The following is a 22,511-nucleotide window of genomic DNA, read 5'->3' as shown; positions in this document are numbered from 1 at the left end:
ACCTCACTTTTCTTTAAATATTTTGGAAGCTTGTCCTCTTTGGCAACTCTTATTGAGCCACCTTATTAATAAGTATGTGTTCTTTTCCAGTAGCCAAGTTCGCCCATAAAAGCTTGCATTGTTCCGAAATCACTTCAACTTTAGAAGGATCAATTTGCTTTCTCTCTCCATCTATTAATATGAAATGATTAAATTTGTATTTTGATTTTTCCACATCACCAACCCCCTCATTAAAATGTATGCAATCAAGCAAGTGGGACTACCCTAATTAATTACTAGATATTTATTTGTTAATTCTAGTTACCAAGGGTAGTTGTTCCACTTAGGAACCACCATTGAACTAATCAAACACATTGTGTTGCCAATATGGAAACATTAAGGGTAAAAAAAATGCTGATTTGTTCAAGCGGAATCTCTAACTTATTAGAAATGAGAGCAAAATCCTCTACAGTAACCGTAATTTTACCGTTTTCTTTTTTAGAATAAGCGCCTTTAGTGATTCCTAGTGCATCTGCCATATCTTGAACTGTTAAACCTTTAGCAACTCGTTCAGCTTTTAGGCGGTTGTAATTAAATTCCATTTTATTCCCTCCCTTCTCGTTAAACTCATACTACTTTAGTGTTTCCAATATGTCAACAAAATTCCCTATAAAACTATAAAAATATTATTAAATTAGCTATTGTTTCCCCATAGGAAACATGTTATATTTAATTAGGGAGTTGAGAAACAGTGAGAAATTCAATGGAAATGGGAAGTTATATCGAAAGTGTACTAAATAGAATAGGTATGAAGCCAATAGAGTTGGCTAACAGAATCGGTGTAGATCGAAGTACTGTAACTAGGTACTTAAAAGGCACAAGAAAAATATCTATGGAAGATGTACCTAAAATAGCTAACGCTATTGGTATTAATCCAGTGGAACTCTTAATGGATGAAAACGATAAAAAACCAACCAATGTAATTGATATTTCTCAAAGAACTGTTAAAATTCCGGTACTTGGAGAAATCGCATGTGGTGATCCAATACTTGCTGAAGAAAACTACGAAGATTATCGCGATGAATTAGCTGAAAGTCTACCTGCAGGTGAACTAGTTTACTTAAAAGCTAAGGGTGATAGTATGTCACCTACAATACCGAGCGGATCATTCGTATTAGTTAGAGCTCAATCAGACGTGGAAAACGGAGAAATTGCTGCAGTATTGGTGAATGGTAATACAGAAGCTACTTTGAAAAGAGTAAAAAAACAAGGTGACGTTATTATTCTTATGCCCGACAATTCTTCGCACCAACCATATATAGTAGATAAAAATAACCCAGCTAAGATTATTGGAAAAGCAATCAGATTTACACAAGATCTTTAATCAATAGCGCTAGTAATTTACAAGAGCAACATCCGGTTTTGGAATGTTAGCTCTTTTATTATAGGGAGTGAAAAATATGAGAGTAGCCGCTTATATCCGCGTCAGTACTGATGAGCAAGTAGAAAGAGGTAACTCGTTAAATGAGCAAAAAGAAAGACTGGAAGCCTATTGTAAAGCTATGGGATGGCCAACCCCTATATTGTATTCGGACGATGGATATTCGGCAGGAACTACAAAACGTCCGTTTTTAGAAAAACTGTTTAAAGATATCGGTGAAAGTAAAATTGATGTGCTTTTAACAACAAAGCTCGACCGACTAACTAGATCCTTGCTTGATTTATTACAGTTGATAAAATTCATGGATAGTCATAAATGTAACTACGTTTCAGCAACTGAAAACTTTGATACGACTACTGCTGCAGGGAGAATGGTGTTACAGCTACTCGGTGTTTTTGCTGAGTTTGAACGAGGTCGAACAAGTGAACGTGTTCAAGATAATATGATATCTCTAGCCAAAAATACAGATTTAGCCCTCTCGCGCCCTTGTTTTGGTTATGATGTTGTAAATCGTCGGTATGAGATAAACAAAAAAGAAGTAAATCTGGTTAAGTTTATGTTTGATTTAGCAGAAAGCGGTCAAGGTACAAGGTCGATAGCTAAAGAGCTAAATGCCAAAAATGCTTTAACTAAACAGGGGAAATTATGGGATTCAACTAACGTCCGAAGAATATTAACTAATGAAACTGTAACTGGTACGAGGGTAACTAATAAAAGAAAAAAGGTCGACGGCAAAACAGTAATGCGACCAAAAGAAGAATGGATAGTTAAAAAAGACAACCATCCAGCTATAATTGATTTTGATAGATTTGAAAGAATACAAGGCATCCTAGATTCTCGTAAAAGAAACAAGAAGCACGCTGAAAGTGAAACTTATCTCTTAACAGGGGTTTTAAAATGCGGTCACTGTGGAAAAAACATGAAAGGTTCCACAGCACGAATCCAACGAGGTGAAAAGAGTTACACCTATCATCGCTATATTTGTGCATCGTACACATTAAACTACAGTTGCAAACATCACTTTGCCCATCGTGATGAAATTGAAAGTGAAGTAGTAAAAATGATTAAACAGATTGCCAAGACTTCATCTGCAGAATTAAAAATCAAAGTTACTTCAAAAACAAAAGCCGATGAACTAAAGGAAACAGAAATATTATTAGACCGACTAAATAATCAGATGCAACGTCAAATAGAAGCTCACTCAAAAGGTTTAATCGAGGATGAAGATTTAAAAATTTCCACTGATAGGGTAAAAGAAGAAAGACGATTACTTAGAGCTAAGATCGAAATGCTGAAATCGGTCACAGTGGATTCCGATACAGTTAAGAAGAACGTACAAGAATTGTTGGAGGATATAACTAGCTTAGATCGTTTAAAAGCAAAAGCTGGTATCGTTAAATTAATTGATAGCATGGAACTCATTGATGAAAACATCGATATAATTTGGCGTGCTTAAGTTATGTCTAATAATACAATAGGTGATCCCATAGCCGATTTATATGAGGATATTGCTGCAGAGGAAAAAGCACGAGCTACCTATCAATGGTTAATCGATATTTCAGATGATCCCGGTATCAATGATGCTTTACGGTTCTTAAGAGAACGAGAGAATATTCATTCACTTCGTTTCCGTGAGGCTGTTGAATTGCTTAAAGATGAAAGAGACCGAAAGAAGATTTTCTAAAAAAACGCATGGTACTTTGGAATAATTCCAAAAGACCATGCGTTTATCTTATTTTTTATCTTTTTCAAATAGAACAATCAATGCAGGTAATAGAATTCCACGAATTAAGAATGTATCCAAGATAATTCCCACCGCTACGATAAATCCAAAAACAAATAGCAGTTGGATTGGCTGCGTCATCAGTACAGCGAATGTTGCAGCAAGTAAGATACCAGCAGAAGAAATAACTCCACCTGTATGAGATACTGCAATTTGAACTGCTTCTTTAACAGAATGTTTTTCACGTTCCTCTAAATATCTAGATATAAGAATAATATTATAATCGATTCCTAGTGCTACTAAGAACACAAACGAATATAGTGGAACACGATTACTAATCGTATCAATATCGAAGAATAAATTAGTTAAGAACATACCTAGACCTAGTGCAGCCAAGAAGGATAATAGAATAGTACCCATCATGTATATTGGCATTTTAATAGATTTCGTTAATACAATTAATAAGATAAGGATTAATATTGTTTCCAGAACAACAATGAGAATCAGATCTCGACTATTTACTGACCGATCATCCACTTGTGTAGCTGTTTCGCCTGCAAAGTATAGATCACCCTCTGCATTGCTATTTTTAACAATACTTTTCTTATCTTCTATCATTTTTTCAAGAGCATTCATCGACTCCGTTGAATACGGACTTTCCTTGAATGTTAATTGGAATTGCGCCGCAAGGCCATCATCTGAAATTCCTGTAGCTCTAACAGTACTAACTAAATCTTGCAGTAGCAACTGTTCGACTATGCTTGCTTGCATTTCCTCCGTAATTTTACTTCCAGATTCAAACAAGACATTTGTAGGAGCTAAATCACCTTTTGCAAATTCATTTTCAATAATTTCATAACCTTCACGAGAAGGCATATCATCCGGGAAAGACTTCATGGTATCGAATTCATAATTCAAATTAAATAAATTCAATGCGGAAACAACTAAAATCACTAATATAGAAACAGCAGCAATTTTAGGTTTATTGACAACAATTTCTGCAATTTTGCTCCATAAAGAGTTGGCTTTTACTTCTTTTTCACCATACTTTGGAACACGTGGCCAAAATGATTTTCGACCGAAAAGTGTGAATAGTGCTGGGATTAATGTAACAGAAGCGAACATAATGACAAGCATAGTTGTACCAAAAATTGGTGCGAAATTTCGATAATCTCCAAATGATGCAAAGAATAGTACTAGCATCGCAGCTAAAACTGTACCACCTGCAAAGAATACAGGAATTCCAGTCTCACGCATTGCATACTTCATAGCATCAAATTTAGTTTCATAATTCTTTAATTCTTCTCTATATCGAGAAAAAACAAACAATGAATAATCAATCGTTGCGGCAAATAATAGAATCGACATTATCGATAACGATTGAGTGGCTAAATCCAAACCATTGGCACCAATCATACCAAGTATCTGATTTACGACTTGATACACAATCCCAGCTGCCAATAGTGGAATTAATGCTAATAATGGAGAACGGTAAATGACAATTAGCAGAATCAGAATAATCCCTACGGTCGATAAAATTAAAACAAGATCAGCACGTTCAAATAGATTCGTTGTATCTACAGCTATTCCAGCTGGTCCTGTCATATAAACGGTTGAGCCGGTTTCCTCAGTTACAATTTCACTCACCTTATCCAAGCTTTCTTCTAAATCAGAAGTTTCCAAAGAAGTGATAAAACTTATAGGAATAACAGAGGTTTTCTTATCTTCTGAGAAAAAACCTTCCAGCGCTTGGGGTGGTAAACTACTCAAAGGAATCATTTCCTTCAAACCGTTTATATTTGCCGATGCCACTTTATCTAAAGCTGCTCCAAGCATTTCAATATCTATTACTTCCTTCGACTGAAGCACTAGAATTCCAGGCAAACTTTCTGCATCTTTAAAATGCTCATCAATATTTTCCTGGGCTATAATCGACTGGGCATCCTCAGGTAACGAGGCTACACTAGAAACTTTATAATCGCTTGAACTTGGAGCAAATATTGTCAGAACTGTAGTTAGAGCTATCCAAATACTTAACGTAATCCACATACCTTTGCGAGTTGTAACAAAATCAGTTACCTTGCCTAGTATCTTTTTCACTAAGTCCACTTCCTCTATTTTATTAATGACACAAGTGTCACTTTGACTAAAAAAACACACCTGTCATTTACATTATGTGTAAAAGTGACCTGTATGTCAATTATTCTCTCTGAAACATCCCTTCACTTAAAATTTCTCTAATAGAAGCTACCCATTCGTCCTGAGGAATTCCAAAATGATTGGGAATAGCAATAGTTTGAAATGTCATCCCCAGAATTATAGCATCAGATAGATGACTCTTAATAACTCGCTCCTTCTTTCCCTGCTCGATTAAACTTTGAAATTGTTTATACATATCAGTGTGGTATGTATTTAATTGTGTCTGATTGGATGAAACTCGATTGGAAGACTTTTTAGGAATTTGGTTAATAATCTCCAATATTTGATGAATCTCACTATGTTGAAAAATAAAATCTATAACTAAATAAAACTGCGTTTGGAAATCTCCACTTTTATCTAGTTCATTAAAACCTTTAAGAAATACATTCATTTCGTACATTAGAAACTCTGAAATCAACTCATCTTTGTTCTCATAATATTTATATATACTTCCACGAGAAACCTCCATTATGGAGGCTAACTTGCTAAATGTAAAGGCATCATAGCCTTCCTCAATTAGCAATGACTTCGTTGCTTTAAATAACTCGTCATCTGTAAATTTACGTTCACGTGCCACTTCTCTCACCTCACTACACCAATAGTATAGTACATAGATGAAAAAAGTTAAACAACACCGTCAATTCACCATTAATCATATTAAATAGATAAATCAACTGGATGCATAATACACGGAGTCGAAGTTCATTTTCGCATTTGGCCAGCATGTTTAATTGCAGAAAACTCAACCGATTTATCTACTAGTTTACTCATTCCAATCAACCCCTCAATAAAACTTCTAATGCTATAGTTGCATATAATTGATCTACGCTAACTGTATATCTGTTTTACTGCTAAAAGCGCCACCAATGCTTTTAGCAAAGGTGACGCTTTCCAAATATTAATGATTAGCAATTGTTGTAGCAATTCTATCTATTACGGGAATTGTGCTAGATTTATTTTTTTCTGTTAACACTGTAATTATAAGTGTCTCACCACTTCTAGTTTTTGCGTATCCAGCGAGGGATTTTATATTTTTTAGACTGCCTGTTTTTGCAGTTATATTACCTTTAGCGGGAGCTGTTTTTAATCTATTTTTTAGAGTACCGCCAACGAGTCGGTCTGATGAACCTGCTACAGGTAGACTCTTATTAAATGTCGAGTACCACGGTTCTGAACGAACTAAATATAAGAGCTCAGAAAGCTGTCTAGAGCTAATTTTATTGGAATATGACATTCCAGAGGCATCCTCGAATTTCCATTTCGTAGCGTCCAGACCAATAGACAATACGTATTCCTGCATAACAAGAAGACCTGCTTTCCAGCTTCCTTCATCATGTACTACTTTTCCCATTTCCTTCGCTAAAACTTCTGCAATAGTGTTGTTACTGAGTTTCATAAATGGAATCATGAGATCCTTTAATTTCATCGATTTTCTAGACGCTAGAGCTTTTACATTTGCCGGTGTCTTCCCTTGCACAACCTTAGAGCCTGCAGAAAATGTGATGCCTTTTTCGGCTAACGACTTTTTAAATATATCTAGCGTATAGGCTGTTGGATCGGTGACTGAAATCCATTCTTTTTTACCCGAAGTTCCTAATGGAGAATTCCCACTAATAATAACTTTATTAGTACCTACTTTCCGCGTTATTTTCAGGGTGTTTTTATATCCTTTAGGTACGGTTTTTGAGTTATTAACTACTTGTAAAACAGCTGTAGCAGGTGCCAATGTAATATTTGTTGCTCTACCATTCTTGCCTGGTCTTGCTGTTACAATAACTGATCCAGCATCATAATCTCCGTTTGGTGAAAGTGTTAACGCCGAGATAGGTGCAGCATAATAGAATGGCTCGTCCTCAGCTAAAATACCAGCAGAAAGACGATCATTGTCGTACCAAGTATCATCTCCTACTAAATTCCCACTAACCTTTTTGATGCCTTGTTTTGCCAATGTTGTAGCAAAACTATCCAAATGTTTTTTTAGTAAAGTCGGATCACCTTGGCCTTTTAAATAGAGATTCCCGTTTAATGTACCTTTTTTCACTTTACCTTCAGTTAAAACGGACGTAGAGAAACGATAATTCTCGCCAAGTGTTTCCAATGCAGCTGCACCCGTTAATAATTTCATTGTAGAAGCGGGAGTAATCGACTTGTCTGCATAATGTTCATATACGATTTCTCCAGTATTAGCCTTTCTTACTGTGACACTTGTAGACGCACTTTTCATGCGGTCATCCGCCATGATGCTGTTGATATTTCTTTTTAGACTACTATACGAAGTAGCTGCCGCCTCAACGGTATTTTGTTCACCTGTAGAAATAAAAACAGAACTACTAATCATCACGATTGAAACGACAGAAACTAATAATTTCCTCCAAATCCTCACAATATTCCTCCTAACTCGTCATTTAAGTTACTGTTAGTTTAACATGAAATTGTCAGATAATAAGGGTCTTTTTTAAACCTCACAAGAAAGGAGACCATTTACCTACTAGACATTACTTCAAATTATATTTATAATTACTTTAACTACTTTGCAAAGCAAGGTAGTATTCTTTAAAATCACTACTTTGCTTTACAAGATAGCAAAAAGGAGACGACCTATGTCTATTAGAAGTCAACTGCTTAAAGGGATTCTTGATGGCTGTGTGCTTGCCGTTATCGAAAAAGAGCCAGTATACGGTTATGAATTATCCAAAAAGCTGCAAAAAGTTGGTTTAGAGGATGTGAGCGAAGGAACTATTTATCCTGTTTTATTAAGACTTCAAAAAAACAAGCTAATTTTAGGTGAAATAAGGCCTTCAGAATCTGGACCTAATCGTAAATATTATTCATTAACTTCTGCAGGAAAAGTAACCCTTGAAACAATTTCCTTAGAATGGAATCAGCTATCAGTACCTATTAATGCATTATTATCGAAAGGGGATGAGACGATTGAAAGCTAGTGAGTTAATAGAACAAAATAACCAAAAAAGAGCGTTACTGACAGAAGGAAATGAGAAATATTACACAAATTTACTACTCTATATCCGAACCAAGTTAACCTTATCTGAGCAACAATCAGAGGAAGTCTTGATGGAAATGTTAGACCATCTTATAGAAGGTCAACAAGAGGGGAAAACTGCGAAAGAAATCTTTGGAAATGACCCTAAGGGTTACGCAGATGAGATTGTAAGTCAATTGCCTCGTGAAAATAAACGTAATAGCTTCATATTTATGGGTGAAATAGCTGTAAATATTATTGGTTGGTTTTTAATAATGCGAAGTATAATTATCCCCATAATAGGAGGGGAAGCTTCGGAAAAAGTGTATGTCATATCCTCTCTACTGCTCATCATTTTAATAATGATTATGACAGCATTAGGAGTGAAAATGATTTTTGGATTGATAAGTCAATCGTCCTTTGATGACAAAGCTACAGACAAAAAAATGATGTTTAAGGCTGGTTTATACGGGGCAGGCGGATTTTTAATTATTGCTATAATTAGTTTTTTTGTAAAGGAAGTCGGTCCATCCTTCACATTGCCATGGCAAATCTCTTTTGGTATAGGTTCCCTACTATTATTAGTTTCATGGCTAATTAAAAAGTCTAGAATCTAGATAATATAGACAGATGGAGAAATTATTAGCCGCTCCATCTGTTCATAATTTTCATTCATTTACTTAAAAATTGGTGACAATGCATTAGTTTTGTCTATATAAATAAAGGCATCATATCTGCTCCCTAATCTAGAAGGAACATAATTTCCATAAGCTTCAAGCTCTGGATTATATACAACTCCTATAGCCCGATGCCCAATCCAATTATTATTAAAAAATATTCGATTCTCCTCGTCAAAAATCAGAATTTTATTTGTAGCTTCTATACTATTCAGCATATCTTCCCATGAACCCAATCTTGCAGGTGGCACGATCATTTTTTTAGGAGTAGTCCCCCACTCATCTGCAGCAATAACCTCTCCACTATGGGTACCAAATCCGACTGAAAACACATTTTCTTTCTTGTTCTGTAGACGAAGAATCTCTCCAACGTTTGTTAGACCTTCTTCTTTCATATCCGTTGCGGATGCATCTCCAATATGGGTGTTATGTGCCCAAATTATTATTTTCGCGTCTTTTCCATGATAGTCCATTATTTCATTAATCGCTTCGACCATATGTTCATCACGAACATTCCATGAAAGTTCATCACTCCGTACCATAGCTCGGTAGTATTCTTCCGCATTATGAGCAACTAAAGCATTTATCTTTAAATTTAAATCTGCTTCCTGACTATTCTCATATTGCTTTTCATTTTTACGAATGGAAGAAACTAACTTCGCGACCTCATCCACACAAGCATCTGAAATGTGTATGGATGAAAAAGCATAGGTTTCAGGATGACGATTAAAGGGCTCAAAACAGCTAATTGCTTTCTTTGCAAAGGCCATATCTGTTCCTTCCGGATTCGTTTTACGCAAATAGCTTACCACCTCATCAAGAGACTCCCATAAACTATACACATCAACTCCATAAAATCCTATTTTCCTTTTATCTTCTACTTGCTTATTATGTTTTTCTAACCATTTAACCAATTCTGATATCTCTTCATTTGCCCACATCCATGTCGGCCAACGTTCGAACGCATTTAGTACCTTTTGTTTATTTTCCTCTGTATCATAACCTTTTATAAATCTATTTACTCGCTGAGTGGATGGCCAATCCCCTTCTACTGCAATTAGATTAAATCCTTTTTCTACTATTAGGCGCTTCGATAACTCCGCTCGTACTTTATAAAATTCCGATGTCCCGTGACTAGCTTCCCCTAAAAGAACAATTTTGGCATCTCCAATAGCTTCTAATAGTGGAGTCAAATCCTCTGAAGTATTAAATGGTAGTGCAAACTTTTTTATAGCTTCTGTTACAGATTTTATCGTAAACACTCCTTTTCTTTAAAAGTTTGCGTTTCACTAGGACTCTTTATACCGTTTTAATATGTGGAACTGTAAAGCTTATTGCCTAAGGTAAAAAAAGACTAAGGAGTTGCACATATATTTGTTTTTTTATGATCTTCTTGTGTTTTACTTACTAAATGATTTTCCGCAATTGCTTAGCGTTCATTTAACGAGACTCCAGCGGAATAGCGTTATCCTAAGATCCCATAGAAGCATAACTAGTAGGATACTTGCCCATGTCATAGGTTAGATTATGATGTAGCATATGAATAAAAATATGGTATAATAGGAAAAATTAGAAAGCAATGAAGAGAAGAGTAGGTATTCGAATTTCTTAACAGAGAGCCCTATTAGCTGCGAATGGGTAAGATTGAAGTTACCGAAACAAGCCTCTGAGCTTCACGTAGGACTTGTATAGTACAAGGTATTATGTGACAGTAGCTCCTGTTATCGAGCTAGGGTATAAGCATGGATACATGCCGTACTTGAAAAGGCCACTAATGGTGACATTAGGGCAAACTAGGGTGGCACCACGACATATTAATCTCGTCCCTAAGACAATAGTCTTGGGGGTGGGATTTTTTTTATTGTTCAAAAAAAATATGTCGGAGGTTTTAGCATGGATTCACTTAATTTGAAATTTCCTATTATATATTTGTTTACAGTGGGTATTGCCAATATTGGAGGATGGATATACTTATTAGCGATCAACTTAATGGTACTAGAGGAAACAGGATCGGCATTAGCAGTTTCAGCACTATACATTATTAAACCAATCACTCAATTATTAGTTGGACCTTGGGCAGGTAGTGTCATTGACCGAGTTTCTACAAAGCATATGATGGTGACTTTAGATGTGATTAGAGCAATGTTAATATTATTTATCCCTTTTTCTGATTCCATTCTAATCATTTATATACTAGTTTTTTTCATCCAAATGGCTGGTGCAATATTTGAGCCTGCATCCTTTACGTATATGACACTATTGTTACCTGAAAATATACGAAATCGTTTTAACGCAATTCTAAGTTTTGTTCATTCGGGTGCATTTGTGACTGGTCCATTAATTGCAGGTGTTTTATTTATGATCGGTTCTCTTAAAGAAGCATTATTTGTAAATGTCGTTATTTTTCTAGTTTCCGCTGCTATTACACTTTTCCTCCCAAAGAAAATGTCTTCAGCTACTATTGAAAATTCAAAAATAACTTGGATGAACATCAGAGATGATTGGCATCTAGTTGTACATTTCAGTAAGAAGGCAATCCCTTTTTTCGTCATATATATGATGTTTCAAACAGTAATGTTAATGACTGCTGCATTAGATTCCATGGAAGTGACATTTGCCAAGAAAGTTCTTCATTTATCCGATACTGCTTACGGATCGCTTGTCACTATTGCTGGAATTGGATTCTTAATGGGAGCTGTCTTCACCAACATATTAGTAAGATTCGCTCCAGCTAAATTATTGATGGGCCTTGGAACACTTTTAGTCTCTGTCGGATATGTGATTTACAGTTTCTCTTCAACCTACTTATTAGCTAGTATCGGATTTTTTGTCCTATCATTTTTTCTTTCTATCTCGAACACTGGATATATGACGTACATTCAATCCAATATCCCTACCGAAATGATGGGTAGAATATCTAGCCTATATGAGATGCTATCGAGTTCTATACAAATTGTAGTAATTCTTTTTTTAGGATTGGCCACCCATTGGTTTTCTGTAAAAGAGGTAGTCATTAGTGGCTCTATTCTAATGTTTTGTGTAGCGTTCTACTTAACCTTACTTTCTGCCAACCAAATGAAAAAGAAATTAGTCAAATAGAATGCATCTTTATTGGTCTTTACAAAACTCAAATGAATACCTTGATAAGAAGAGTTTAAAAGTTTTTTGTAACCTCAAACAATGGTACGATTGGATAATAAATGTGAGAAGGACCAGGTGACGTTAACAAATGAAAAATACAATTCAACATCTTACAAAAAGACAATGGATTATTTGGGGCGGCTTGCTGTTAATTATAGTTTTCGTCATATTTAATAAAGATATTGTCGTGTCTTTATTGCACGGAGATATAAATGAGGTCCAACTATTTTTAGAAAGAAATATTGGCTATGCGCTATTCTTTATGGGGCTAGTCATGCTTATACAAAATTCATTTACTATATTCCCGCTTATTCTAGTGATTACGATAAATATCTCTTTATTTGGATTCATAAACGGCTTTTTATGGAGTTGGTTCACGAGTGTAATTGCTTCTATCATCGTATTATACGGTGTGCGCTATGTTTTCCAAGAAATTATTATCGAAAAATTCAATATAAGTTTGATTGAAAAGGTTGATGCTAATGGTTTTGCTTATGTACTTCAGGGAAGACTCTTCCCTTTTATCCCTACTAGTCTGATCAATATCTTATCTGGACTTAGTACGATACGAATCGTACCTTTTACTATTGCTACTGCAATTGGAAATTTCCTTTATTTCTTCGTCCTAGCATTAATTCCTGCTGGAATATTATCATCTGATGTAGATGAGTATGTCATCTTCGGCATTATTTTTGCGACTATTCTTATTTATTATTTAGTGAAATACGTTAAACACAAAAAGAAATCTACGGAAAAAGTGGAGTCGTTAGATTAAGGCACTAGGAGTGATTATTTTTGAAGATAGCAATTATAACCGATATTCACGGGAATGAAATTGCGTTAAAAGCAGTATTGAACGAAATAGATGCTGGGAGAGATGTGCAGGAAATTTGGTGTCTTGGAGATATGATTGCTATGGGACCAGATACAAATGAGGTTCTAGATATTCTATTTGAACGTCCAGACGTTCGAATGATTACGGGTAACCATGACGAGGCAATACTATCCCTTGTTTTAGGCGATGGACACCCCGATAGCTATATGCATACTCGCGAGCACCATGAATGGATTGCTAAACGTCTATCAGACCTAAATGTTCAAAGGCTTCAACAACTACCAAGAACTTTAGTAAAAGAAATTAACGGCAACCGTCTATTTGGAATTCACTACCATATAGAAACACATATGCGTGATGCTCATATTAGAAAAGAGCCCTTTTTTTCCATTTTAGAACCAACGCTAGAAAATATGGAAACGATGTTCGGTGATTATCCGGCAGACATCATTTGCTTTGGACATAACCATCCAGAGCATCTATTTCAAACTGAGTATAAAATTTACTTAAATCCAGGTTCTCTAGGTGTATCTAAAGGTAATACTGCACCATATGCAATAGTAGATTTAAGTTCTATTACACCAGAGGTTAAAATTCATCACGTAGCCTATGATAAACAGGCCTTTTTACAAACGTTCGATACATTCCAGGTGCCACAAAGAGAAATAATGTTTAAGCTTTTTTATACAAAGGAATAATTTATAAGGAAATTTCACCCTAATAGATATAAATCTGAAGAGATTTTTTAGTCGTATGAATTACTTACTTTGAAAATAATTTAATCACATTTGTTTGCGAAATATATAATCTTTACAAATTATGTATCTCTAATTTATTGGAAAGCTATTATAATTATAATTCTTATCCAAATCACCTTTACCTCCATTTTACTAACATTAATAACCTAATTGACCTTTAGAATACTTAGTCCCTAAAGGTTATATTATATTTACTATTCTTTTATTAACTTCTCTATTTAGAGATTTGATGAATCTTATTAATATTATTATAATAGAAATAAATTTAAAATTTTTCCATAAATGGAGGGGATTTTATGATAAAAACAATTTTAGTGGATGATGAAGACCTTTCACTTTTCACCCTAGAAAAAAAATTACAGGAATTCCCTAACATACATATTATTAAAACATACAATTCACAAGAGCATATTCTATCTGACCTAAAAACAAATCATGTGGATGTTGCATTTTTAGATATTGAAATGGCGGACTTAAATGGATTAGACTTAGCCGAGGCTATCCTATCAATTCAGCCATCTATACAGATTGTCTTCGTAACTGCCCATTCGGAGTACGCAATACAAGCATTTGAATTAAACTCGATTGATTACTTATTAAAACCAATTACTACAAAACGTCTTCTTAAAACCATTAATAGATTAACTAAAACTGTAGAAGTATCTAGAAATCATGAAGATAGAACTGACGTTATCTCTACTTCTGTACCTTACATTAAGTGCTTTAATGAATTGCAAGTATTCCGTAATGGTCAGCTAATTCATTTTAAAACCGCCAAAGTTAAGGAATTATTTGGGTTCTTTCTTACAAATATTAATACATATATAAATCGTGATATTTTAATAGAAAACTTATGGCCAGGACAAGATTATAAAAAGTCTAAAATTCACCTGCATACATGCTTATCTTATTTACGCAAAACTTTAGATGAGCTTGGATACTCTAACTGTATTACATTCTCCAACCAAAGTTACTTTTTCACATTGGAACCAATTTACTGTGATGCAATAGAATTGAAAAAAAACCTCCAAAGCCTGGATAAACTTGATGTTACAAATATTCAAATTGCTGAAAATGCAGTCAATTTATATACAGGTGAATATATGGAATTGAATAGGTACGACTGGGCTTTTGTAGAAGCACAGGCATATCAAAATCAAATGCTGATTTTTTTAGATAAAATAATTGATTACTATCAGCTTAATGATGACTCAAAAACCCTATTTTATTTGCAAACTTACCTTAGGTTAAATCCATACTCAAATGAAAAAGTTAAGCAAAAAATCAATTTATTAATAAAAATGGAAAATCGATTCGAAGCAATTAAAACGTATCACGAGTATGAACAATTATTATTGAAAGACTTAGAAATAGAACTAGATGATTCATTTGTTGAGTTATTTAATGTTCTTATATCAACAGCTGAACGTTCCTAGACAGAGTTCCAAACGTTGTGAACATCAAAATGTACTATAAATAATGGTTGCACAGCATAGCAATATAGAGATGTATACTTCAAGTATATTACGAAAAATCGCCTTTACCGTCCTCTTCTGTTTCTTATTGAAGCTATTAGGGGACTTCTGCTTTTATTGTCATTGTTCCAATGTGGGATTAGATATGTCTTATCTTTTTGGAGTAACAAATTCTCTCTTAGATTTATTCTGTTTCTTTTGTTCATACATCAATCTATCTGCATGATGGATTAACGATTCTTCGTAAAGCCCGCAGTCTGGATAAACACTATCCCCTAAGCTTATATAGACTGAAATAGGACTATTATCCATATAAAAATCAGCTGTAAATTGATGTTGAATAGAATCGCAAATATCTTGCATTTTTCCCACTTCGTCAACAATAATTAAAAATTCATCCCCACTTTTGCGAAATATAACCGCACTATTGCCCACAGCCTCCACTAATCTTGATGCACATTCCTTTAAAAGCTGATCGCCCACTACATGACCATATTGATCATTTATGTGCTTAAAATTATCAATATCCAAAAATAATAATCCAAATTTTGAACTTTGTTGTTTACTCTTTTCTATATGATAAGAGATGCATTCGCTAAATTTTCTACGATTAGGAAGACCAGTTAGATCATCTGTGTAGGCTAAACTTCTCCACTTTTCTTCTTCGTTGGAGCTATTGACAGGAAGTATTATTAAAAGATAATTCCTTGCTTTATCCCCCTCATCACTAAATTCCAAAATATCAACAATAGAATCTATTGGTTGGTTAAATTTATCTATTAGTCTCAAATTACCCGACCAATACTTATCCTTCTCGAGATTTTCATAAATGTTTTTTAAACCTTTGTTTGAGGACTCACTAATTACCATATCAATAGTTAAAGTCTCTATATCATCCAACGAATAGTTAAAAACACTTAAAAATTTCTCATTAGCTTTTACAATATTTCCACTAGAATTTACTAGTGCAACTATGAATGTTTTCAATACAGATAAAGAAATGTTGAATACTTCTTTACTTACTAAATTATCATTATTTTTCTTGCGTTTACTTTGTTGGTAATCCATATTATCCCTCTTCTTCGATTTATTAATTTGTATATTCAAGTTTGAAATATTAAAAATCACTTCTTTTATTGTAATAGATTACTCTTACAATTCTCTTAAATTACTAAATTAATGAACCTTTTGAATGCCAATGAAAAGGAAGTTAACATAGGTATATTATACTACTGAACAAATATTTTCGAGATTTTCAGTTCATTTTAAAGTATTTATACCTAGTTTAATTATATTAGAGCCGTCATTAATAACACTCTATAGACAAAAGGATATCCACCAGGATATCCTTTTTACTCATTTATAAAATTCTGTCGGGATTGCACCGATATTTCTACGGTGATACAGTAAAGGCTCTTTAGCTGCATTTTGAATCTGCAGTACCTCACCAATCATAATTGTATGATCGCCCGCTTCAACTTTGTTAAATACTTTACATTCTAATGTTGCTAAGGAATTAGAGAGCACCGGCAAATTCAATTCTGATTTATACCATTCACACTCAGCAAACCTATCCTCCACTTTACTAGCGAATAAATTACAAATATCTCCCTGATCTGCTGCTAGTATATTTACTGTAAACTTATCTACTTTTAAAAACTCTTCGTATGAGTATACTCTTTTATCAATAGACCATAATATTAATAATGGTTCCAACGATACAGAAGCGAAGGAATTAACGGTTAACCCCATAGGTTTACCGTCGCTGTTATAAGCTGTAACTACAGTGACTCCAGTAGGATAATTCCCCATTGCCGCTTTAAAGCTGGCTACTTGATCTAATTTATTTTCCATCTAAATAACATCCATTCTCTTTTTCTTTTAAGCATATCAAAACCACACATTTCTTTCACATATTTGGATTCATTCGAACCGATTTTGTTTAAAGTCGCTACTACCGGGTAAATATAAACTAGAACACATTACAAACAAAATGGAGGAATTATTCATGACAGTCAAACTAACAGTTGAAAATGCAGTTCAAGCTAAACAAGAAATTGAAAAACTTGAGACCCAAGGATACGTTCGAGACAATATTCATATTTTCGCCCATTTTAAAGAACGAGCAGACGATATCAATGATGCGCTCGACACTTCCGATGTGGGCATGAAAGAACAAGGCTTTTTACAATCTATGAAAAACATGTTCACCTCACGTGGAGATGAGCTTCGTAACAAAATGGAAGCAGCTGGCATCTCTAAACAAGAGGCAGAAGCAGCTGAAAAAGAACTTGATGAGGGCAAATTAGTAATCATTGCGCACAACTAATTAATAGAAGTACAACCCATTCCTTCATAGGAATGGGATTTTTAATTTCTAAGAAAACTATCCTGTCCTTTTCAGCATGAATATGCAAATGTGGTTCAAATATATTCTCTGAAATCCCTACGCTTCGAATTTTTCCTCCAACATTTACTTTCTCATTTTGGATTAATGTTACACTAACTTTTTTCTTATAGGCTAAGTAAATAATTACAGTCGTATTTTCACATCATAAAGTCACATAATTACCGGTCGGTTTTCTGCATTAGCATCTGGTGTTCTAAGATCTAGTAATTCATTTTAAAATTCTTACACCTCTCCTTTGGAAATAGATCATTTGGGGTCATTTTTTTGTGCTAGATAAGCCTGGTGATAATTCTTTTGCGCTTGATTTCCTCCTTGCCCAATATAGTAGGTACCATCTTAAAGGGAAAAGTGATTCAATCGCCACATCAACAGTTGAAATATAATACCAAACAAAGGTATAAGTAATGTATATACAGCAAGTGTAAATTTTTGATCGTTACTATATATTTTATTCTAAAAGGTGAAGTACGTACTTTGAACAGCAAAGCTATAATGAGAAGTGCTAATAAAAGAATACGGAGATAGTCCTCGACCCAACTCCAATTGACCGATTGAAATATCCAAGCAACCATCGCAATAGTCGTAAGTGAATCGAATAACCATTCCAACTTACTTTTTAAAAGAATCAGTATACCAACTGAGAAAATAAGTGTAATAAACATTTACATCGTCTCCTTAAAAAATCTCTCCTTTTGCCCATCATTAGTTATCTACTGGTGATAGCGCCGTCCCGTAATACCAATTGAATAGAAACCCGATTAATCATTGTTCTTAGTTAAACAACAGATGCACTATCTCACGCATTTACAGGAGGAATGAATACATTAACTGGATAATCAATTTACTTTTATTGATAAAGACCTTTATCAATAAATAAGAGCCGCAATAATGCAGCTCTCTTCAACTAAATTATTAACATTTTAAATCTGTCTTTTCAATATTACGGATTGCAAAGTAAGCGATACTAATGCCAATTATGGCTAGTGATATTGGAATTATAATAATATCGTTTAATGAAAAATTGCCGCTATTCGAAGAAACAATCATGACAATGAGAATGGAAGAAATAATTGTAGTTGATGCAGAGTACTTTTTCATTCCGAAATATAATGGAATGAGGCACATTCCTGATGCTGCAATCGCGTTCATCAGCATGGAAGGCGTATGCTGTGTGACCATAGTGATTGATAATGTGCCAGGTATCAGATCAAAATAGTTTGTGACAGAAGAGAACACTATTGTTAAGAATACATTCGAAAGGATAATGGAGCAGAATGTGAAAAGGATTACGATTGCAAGCTTTGCCGTAATTAGTTTTTTTCTATTAATAGGATATAAAAATAATGTGGTAATTGTTTTATTCTTAAACTCACCAATAATGAGCTTAGAAATTAAGCTTGCAGCAAAAATAATAAAGGTTGCCCTTACAATCGTATCAATTATGGTTATGGCTTCTGTATAATTGGTTAAAAATAGGTCACCTTCCACCTTCGCGATGAACAGCATGGCTACCAACAATCCTGCTATAATGATATTGGCAATTATTGCTCCCTTTATATATGAAAATAATTTATACTTTTTCATTTCTAAACGCATTAAATTAGGCACTCATCTCACCTCCGTTAATTAACTTTAAGAAGTAATCCTCTAACGAATTTTTTTTCATGCTAATTTCCTTTATCTCCACGTTTTGCTCCATCAATGCCCTTGAAATAGTGTTCTGTGTGATTTTCGATTCATAGATACGGATACAATGATCCTCTACTAGTTTGTAATTGACGATGGCTAATTTGTCCTCTAAAATAAAAGCTGCTTTTTTTCCATCGTCGACAATCATTTCGATGTAATCTATTTGACTAAGTTTTACATCAGACATTGCAAGCTCACTAATTAATCTGCCGTTGTGAATAACACCAATTGTATCTGCAATTTGCTCCATTTCACCTAAAATATGGCTAGAAATAAGAATGGTAATGCCATATTCTTTGCATAACATTTTCAATAAATCACGAATTTCCTTAATACCACTCGGATCTAACCCATTAATGGGCTCGTCTAGAATAAGTAATTCGGGTTTAGTAATAATTGCACGTGCAATGCCCAATCGTTGTTTCATCCCAAGTGAGAAATCTTCTACAGGCTTCCCCTCCGTATGTGACAAATTAACTAGATCAAGTACTTGGTCGATTTCCTTTTTGTCGTAATAGCCCATGTATTCACAATGGAGATCCAATATTTCATTAGCAGTTAAATTTTCATGGAAAATAGGATATTCAATAATAGTGCCCATTCTTTTTAAAACTTCATATGATTTATGCGTTAATGTTTCTCCAAAAATTTCGATGTAGCCATTAGTTGGTTTTATTAAATTTGTAATTAATTTCATGATTGTTGTTTTCCCTGCACCATTGGAACCTAAAAAACCATATATTTCACCTTTTTTTACATGCATGCTCACTTCGGAAACAACTTCTTTTCCCCCATATACTTTTGTGAGCCGATTTGTTCGAATTAGATATGTCATATGAATTTCCTCCCTCATTTGTTACTTACCTTAGTATAAGAAATGAAGTTCTCTTTTTTCTTACCTGTTTCTTAAGAATTTCTTACGCAAAAAATATGTATTTATATACCTGTGTCAATCTCACAATTAATCGAAAAAAGAAGAATATTTACAAAATATCTTCATACAGACTGTAGACAAACTCAATTTTTGGTGCATAGAGTTGTATACTAAAATCGGCAAGGACCACCACTTCGCTTTCCGTGGGCTTGGCTTCAGCCTCCTCGTCACTGCGAAAACATATGCTCCTGCGGTTACTCGTCGCAAAGACATTGGTCAAACAAGTAGAGGTTTATTCCATATATGTTATTCTTTTTAAGGACACGCTAAAGACAGTCTTTTCATAGGGGATACTTGATAAATGAATAGAACCTCCTAACACTTCAACTAGTCGCTTTGTAATTGTCAGCCCAAGACCACTGCCTTGAAACGACTTATTCCTAGAATCTTCGAGGGTGTACATTCTTTCAAAGACATGATCTCTATGATGTTCATCAATGCCTTTCCCCCGGTCCCAAATATCAATAGAAATAGTCTTATCATCATATCCGATAGCTAAGCCTATTACCTTTCCCTCGGCACCGTAAGTAATGGCGTTAGATAGTAAATTGTTCAAAATTCTGTCCAGTGCTTCTTCGTTTCCAAGGGCAAAAACTGTTGATTCCGGGATGTCGATTTGCATGTCAATTCCCATTGTCGTCACGATATCATAAAAAGATAAAATATTTTTCCGACAGATTTCATTCACATTTATCCTTGTAATGGGATAATTCGAATCGCCAGCTTCAATTTTTGCCAAATCAAAGAATTGATGAATTAGTTGAAGGACTTCAAGTGATTTTGAATGAACACCTGAGAGCAAACGTTGCTGTTCTTGTTCATTGATTGCAGTGTTAAGTTGAAGCATTTCCGTATACCCCAAAACAACAGTCAATGGTGTTTTTATATCATGAGAAATATTTGCCAACATTTTCTTAGTCGAGTTTTCTATTTTACGATGGGTAGCAATAATTTTTTGATTATGGTCCAATAACCTATTAATCTCATTGAATAATAGCTGTAATTCCTTATTGGTAGTCATATTTAAAATTTTTTCTCCCGATTGCTCAGCGATGATGGATTGTAATTTTTGAGAAGTATAATAAATGGAAGCATTGTGCTCTTTTTTTTCACGGTACCGGAAAGAAATAACGATGAGTAATAGCAATATAATAATAGAAAGAAATAGTACCATTTTAATCCCCCTCAAACTTATAGCCAATACCCCAAAGTGTTTTAATATAATGTGGATTGGATGGATCGTCTTCAATTTTTTCACGAAGACGTCTTATATGTACATTTAGTATATTTTCATCACCATAATATTCATCGTTCCAAATCATTTGATAGATTTGCTGTTTCGTAAAGACACGCTGACGATTTGTAGCAAACAATTTCAAAATGGCGAACTCCTTTGAAGTAAGCTTTATAGTTTGCTGGTTTTTCATGACAGAAAAGTTCATAAGGTCAATCGTAAGATCACCGATTATCAACATATCTTGCTTGTTATCTGAATGATTCGAGTAAATTGTTGCTCTCCTAATTGCAGATTTCACTCGTGCTGACAGTTCCAACATTGAAAACGGCTTAGCAATATAATCATCTGCTCCTAATCCCAGTCCTATTGCTTTATCCACATCACTATCTTTTGCTGACATAATTAAAATCGGCAGTGCACTTTTCTCTCTAATTAATTTTAATACTTCTAAACCATCCAGCTTTGGCATCATAATATCTAATATCATTAAATCAAATGAAGTAGTACTCTTACACTTATTCAGTGCTTCGACTCCATTTGAAGCAGATGTAACGCTAAAGCCTTCGGTGATTAAATATTTCTCTACCATTTCGCTAATTGATACATCGTCTTCAACAAGTAGAATATGCTTTGACATTGTTATGCACCCTCTTTTTATTTTCCTAATACTATCTAATTATCATAACGAATTCATGAAATGAAATATAGTAATAGATGTAAGCCTATTCTAGTACATCTATTTCTATCGGTATCCATACACTAAAAAGACAACAAGTAAAATATTGTGGCATGAAATACAAAAATGCACATAAACAGATTAAAAATCTGGATTTATGTGCATTTCAAAATGAGAAGAAACTAATAGTTCCGCTTCTCTAGATTGTAGGAAATACAATGTATTGACCTAGTATAGTTTTTACTATATTTAAAAGATATGTATCAATTCAATAGTTGAGCCTGTTCAACACCACAAAGTTCATTTAAGGAATCTTTCTTTTGATGGTCATAGTAATAAGGACTTCAATTCCATTAG

The 22,511-nt window shown here is 34.2% G+C and carries 21 protein-coding genes, 1 pseudogene and 1 other annotated feature; of the genes and pseudogenes, 10 read left to right on the top strand and 12 right to left on the bottom strand.

Annotated elements, in window-relative coordinates; all coding sequences use genetic code 11:
* Nucleotides 1-49: 49 nt before the first annotated feature.
* Together MKY29_RS02835 and MKY29_RS02830 are read right to left on the bottom strand one after the other, a co-directional pair.
* Nucleotides 50-214, bottom strand: coding sequence for a hypothetical protein (locus tag MKY29_RS02835; RefSeq protein ID WP_340878922.1), 165 nt, complete (start codon nt 212-214; stop codon nt 50-52).
* Nucleotides 215-344: 130 nt separating this feature from the next.
* Nucleotides 345-581, bottom strand: a complete 237-nt coding sequence (locus tag MKY29_RS02830; protein WP_340878921.1) for a helix-turn-helix domain-containing protein — start codon at nt 579-581, stop codon at nt 345-347.
* 149 nt (nt 582-730) lie between these two features.
* On the opposite strand from MKY29_RS02830, the gene MKY29_RS02825 reads away from it, so the two are divergent.
* From MKY29_RS02825 to MKY29_RS02815, 3 genes and pseudogenes are all read left to right on the top strand, one after another.
* Nucleotides 731-1,363: a LexA family protein gene (locus MKY29_RS02825; RefSeq protein WP_340878920.1), complete on the top strand. Its 633-nt coding sequence runs from the start codon at nt 731-733 to the stop codon at nt 1,361-1,363.
* A gap of 76 nt (nt 1,364-1,439) precedes the next feature.
* On the top strand, nt 1,440-2,876 hold the full coding sequence (locus MKY29_RS02820) for a recombinase family protein (RefSeq protein WP_340878919.1): 1,437 nt from the start codon (nt 1,440-1,442) through the stop codon (nt 2,874-2,876).
* A 21-nt stretch (nt 2,877-2,897) separates the two neighbouring features.
* A pseudogene (locus MKY29_RS02815) lies at nt 2,898-3,104 on the top strand (manganese catalase family protein); the annotation flags it as partial.
* A gap of 48 nt (nt 3,105-3,152) precedes the next feature.
* On the opposite strand, the gene MKY29_RS02810 reads toward MKY29_RS02815, so the two are convergent.
* The 3 genes from MKY29_RS02810 to dacB form a co-directional block, all read right to left on the bottom strand.
* Nucleotides 3,153-5,243 (bottom strand): MMPL family transporter, encoded by a 2,091-nt coding sequence (locus MKY29_RS02810; protein WP_445677861.1) that lies wholly within the window; start codon nt 5,241-5,243, stop codon nt 3,153-3,155.
* Nucleotides 5,244-5,343: 100 nt separating this feature from the next.
* Nucleotides 5,344-5,919, bottom strand: a complete 576-nt coding sequence (locus tag MKY29_RS02805) for a TetR/AcrR family transcriptional regulator (protein WP_340878918.1) — start codon at nt 5,917-5,919, stop codon at nt 5,344-5,346.
* A 321-nt stretch (nt 5,920-6,240) separates the two neighbouring features.
* A complete protein-coding gene (gene dacB / locus MKY29_RS02800; protein WP_340878917.1) occupies nt 6,241-7,725 on the bottom strand; it encodes a D-alanyl-D-alanine carboxypeptidase/D-alanyl-D-alanine endopeptidase in 1,485 nt (494 codons plus the stop codon).
* A 217-nt stretch (nt 7,726-7,942) separates the two neighbouring features.
* On the opposite strand from dacB, the gene MKY29_RS02795 reads away from it, so the two are divergent.
* Both MKY29_RS02795 and MKY29_RS02790 read left to right on the top strand, forming a co-directional pair.
* The gene (locus MKY29_RS02795; protein WP_340878916.1) at nt 7,943-8,284 is read left to right on the top strand and encodes a PadR family transcriptional regulator; all 342 of its coding nucleotides are present in this window, start codon (nt 7,943-7,945) and stop codon (nt 8,282-8,284) included.
* Nucleotides 8,274-8,939: a DUF1129 family protein gene (locus tag MKY29_RS02790; protein ID WP_340878915.1), complete on the top strand. Its 666-nt coding sequence runs from the start codon at nt 8,274-8,276 to the stop codon at nt 8,937-8,939. The genes MKY29_RS02795 and MKY29_RS02790 overlap by 11 nt, the downstream gene beginning before the upstream one ends.
* Before the next feature lie 59 nt (nt 8,940-8,998).
* Here MKY29_RS02790 and MKY29_RS02785 read toward each other — a convergent pair whose 3' ends face one another.
* Complete coding sequence (locus MKY29_RS02785; RefSeq protein WP_340880797.1) at nt 8,999-10,252, bottom strand: erythromycin esterase family protein; 1,254 nt, start codon at nt 10,250-10,252, stop codon at nt 8,999-9,001.
* 317 nt (nt 10,253-10,569) lie between these two features.
* Nucleotides 10,570-10,830: a binding site (T-box leader), on the top strand.
* 62 nt (nt 10,831-10,892) lie between these two features.
* On the opposite strand from MKY29_RS02785, the gene MKY29_RS02780 reads away from it, so the two are divergent.
* The 4 genes from MKY29_RS02780 to MKY29_RS02765 all read left to right on the top strand — a co-directional run bounded on the left by MKY29_RS02780 (nt 10,893) and on the right by MKY29_RS02765 (nt 15,169).
* The gene (locus MKY29_RS02780; RefSeq protein ID WP_340878914.1) at nt 10,893-12,098 is read left to right on the top strand and encodes an MFS transporter; all 1,206 of its coding nucleotides are present in this window, start codon (nt 10,893-10,895) and stop codon (nt 12,096-12,098) included.
* Nucleotides 12,099-12,228: 130 nt separating this feature from the next.
* On the top strand, nt 12,229-12,915 hold the full coding sequence (locus MKY29_RS02775; RefSeq protein WP_340878913.1) for a TVP38/TMEM64 family protein: 687 nt from the start codon (nt 12,229-12,231) through the stop codon (nt 12,913-12,915).
* A gap of 20 nt (nt 12,916-12,935) precedes the next feature.
* A complete protein-coding gene (locus MKY29_RS02770; protein WP_340878912.1) occupies nt 12,936-13,673 on the top strand; it encodes a metallophosphoesterase family protein in 738 nt (245 codons plus the stop codon).
* Nucleotides 13,674-14,029: 356 nt separating this feature from the next.
* Nucleotides 14,030-15,169 carry a response regulator gene (locus MKY29_RS02765; protein ID WP_241597298.1) on the top strand — a complete coding sequence of 380 codons (1,140 nt, stop codon included), beginning with the start codon at nt 14,030-14,032 and terminating at the stop codon, nt 15,167-15,169.
* Nucleotides 15,170-15,358: 189 nt separating this feature from the next.
* On the opposite strand, the gene MKY29_RS02760 is transcribed toward MKY29_RS02765, so the two are convergent.
* Both MKY29_RS02760 and MKY29_RS02755 read right to left on the bottom strand, forming a co-directional pair.
* Nucleotides 15,359-16,276: a sensor domain-containing diguanylate cyclase gene (locus MKY29_RS02760; RefSeq protein WP_340878911.1), complete on the bottom strand. Its 918-nt coding sequence runs from the start codon at nt 16,274-16,276 to the stop codon at nt 15,359-15,361.
* 288 nt (nt 16,277-16,564) lie between these two features.
* The gene (locus MKY29_RS02755; protein WP_340878910.1) at nt 16,565-17,062 is read right to left on the bottom strand and encodes a flavin reductase family protein; all 498 of its coding nucleotides are present in this window, start codon (nt 17,060-17,062) and stop codon (nt 16,565-16,567) included.
* A gap of 154 nt (nt 17,063-17,216) precedes the next feature.
* Here MKY29_RS02755 and MKY29_RS02750 point away from each other — a divergent pair, with 154 nt between their 5' ends.
* The gene (locus MKY29_RS02750; RefSeq protein WP_090564743.1) at nt 17,217-17,537 is read left to right on the top strand and encodes a general stress protein; all 321 of its coding nucleotides are present in this window, start codon (nt 17,217-17,219) and stop codon (nt 17,535-17,537) included.
* Between the two features lie 993 nt (nt 17,538-18,530).
* Here the strand turns inward: MKY29_RS02750 and MKY29_RS02745 are convergent.
* The 4 genes from MKY29_RS02745 to MKY29_RS02730 form a co-directional block, all read right to left on the bottom strand.
* Nucleotides 18,531-19,226 (bottom strand): ABC transporter permease, encoded by a 696-nt coding sequence (locus MKY29_RS02745; RefSeq protein ID WP_093493606.1) that lies wholly within the window; start codon nt 19,224-19,226, stop codon nt 18,531-18,533.
* Nucleotides 19,219-20,142 carry an ABC transporter ATP-binding protein gene (locus MKY29_RS02740; protein ID WP_340878909.1) on the bottom strand — a complete coding sequence of 308 codons (924 nt, stop codon included), beginning with the start codon at nt 20,140-20,142 and terminating at the stop codon, nt 19,219-19,221. The genes MKY29_RS02745 and MKY29_RS02740 overlap by 8 nt, the downstream gene beginning before the upstream one ends.
* Nucleotides 20,143-20,473: 331 nt before the next feature.
* Nucleotides 20,474-21,415: a sensor histidine kinase gene (locus MKY29_RS02735; RefSeq protein ID WP_340878908.1), complete on the bottom strand. Its 942-nt coding sequence runs from the start codon at nt 21,413-21,415 to the stop codon at nt 20,474-20,476.
* Nucleotide 21,416: 1 nt separating this feature from the next.
* Nucleotides 21,417-22,115: a response regulator transcription factor gene (locus MKY29_RS02730; protein WP_340878907.1), complete on the bottom strand. Its 699-nt coding sequence runs from the start codon at nt 22,113-22,115 to the stop codon at nt 21,417-21,419.
* Between the last annotated feature and the right edge of the window lie 396 nt (nt 22,116-22,511).

Origin of the sequence: Psychrobacillus sp. FSL K6-2365, assembly GCF_038003165.1 — a bacterium.
Lineage (GTDB): Bacteria > Bacillota > Bacilli > Bacillales_A > Planococcaceae > Psychrobacillus > Psychrobacillus psychrodurans.
Note: the sequence above shows the minus strand (reverse complement) of the source record. Positions and strands in the feature narration are given on the sequence as shown.

What these genes read in the sequence shown, in the direction of transcription:
- MKY29_RS02830 (WP_340878921.1), bottom strand. Translation starts at nt 581, where the DNA reads ATGGAATTTAATTACAACCGCCTAAAAGCTGAACGAGTTGCTAAAGGT.
- MKY29_RS02820 (WP_340878919.1), top strand. Translation starts at nt 1,440, where the DNA reads ATGAGAGTAGCCGCTTATATCCGCGTCAGTACTGATGAGCAAGTAGAA.
- MKY29_RS02795 (WP_340878916.1), top strand. Translation starts at nt 7,943, where the DNA reads ATGTCTATTAGAAGTCAACTGCTTAAAGGGATTCTTGATGGCTGTGTG.
- MKY29_RS02780 (WP_340878914.1), top strand. Translation starts at nt 10,893, where the DNA reads ATGGATTCACTTAATTTGAAATTTCCTATTATATATTTGTTTACAGTG.
- MKY29_RS02775 (WP_340878913.1), top strand. Translation starts at nt 12,229, where the DNA reads ATGAAAAATACAATTCAACATCTTACAAAAAGACAATGGATTATTTGG.
- MKY29_RS02765 (WP_241597298.1), top strand. Translation starts at nt 14,030, where the DNA reads ATGATAAAAACAATTTTAGTGGATGATGAAGACCTTTCACTTTTCACC.
- MKY29_RS02760 (WP_340878911.1), bottom strand. Translation starts at nt 16,276, where the DNA reads ATGGATTACCAACAAAGTAAACGCAAGAAAAATAATGATAATTTAGTA.
- MKY29_RS02755 (WP_340878910.1), bottom strand. Translation starts at nt 17,062, where the DNA reads ATGGAAAATAAATTAGATCAAGTAGCCAGCTTTAAAGCGGCAATGGGG.
- MKY29_RS02750 (WP_090564743.1), top strand. Translation starts at nt 17,217, where the DNA reads ATGACAGTCAAACTAACAGTTGAAAATGCAGTTCAAGCTAAACAAGAA.
- MKY29_RS02740 (WP_340878909.1), bottom strand. Translation starts at nt 20,142, where the DNA reads ATGACATATCTAATTCGAACAAATCGGCTCACAAAAGTATATGGGGGA.
- MKY29_RS02735 (WP_340878908.1), bottom strand. Translation starts at nt 21,415, where the DNA reads ATGGTACTATTTCTTTCTATTATTATATTGCTATTACTCATCGTTATT.
- MKY29_RS02730 (WP_340878907.1), bottom strand. Translation starts at nt 22,115, where the DNA reads ATGTCAAAGCATATTCTACTTGTTGAAGACGATGTATCAATTAGCGAA.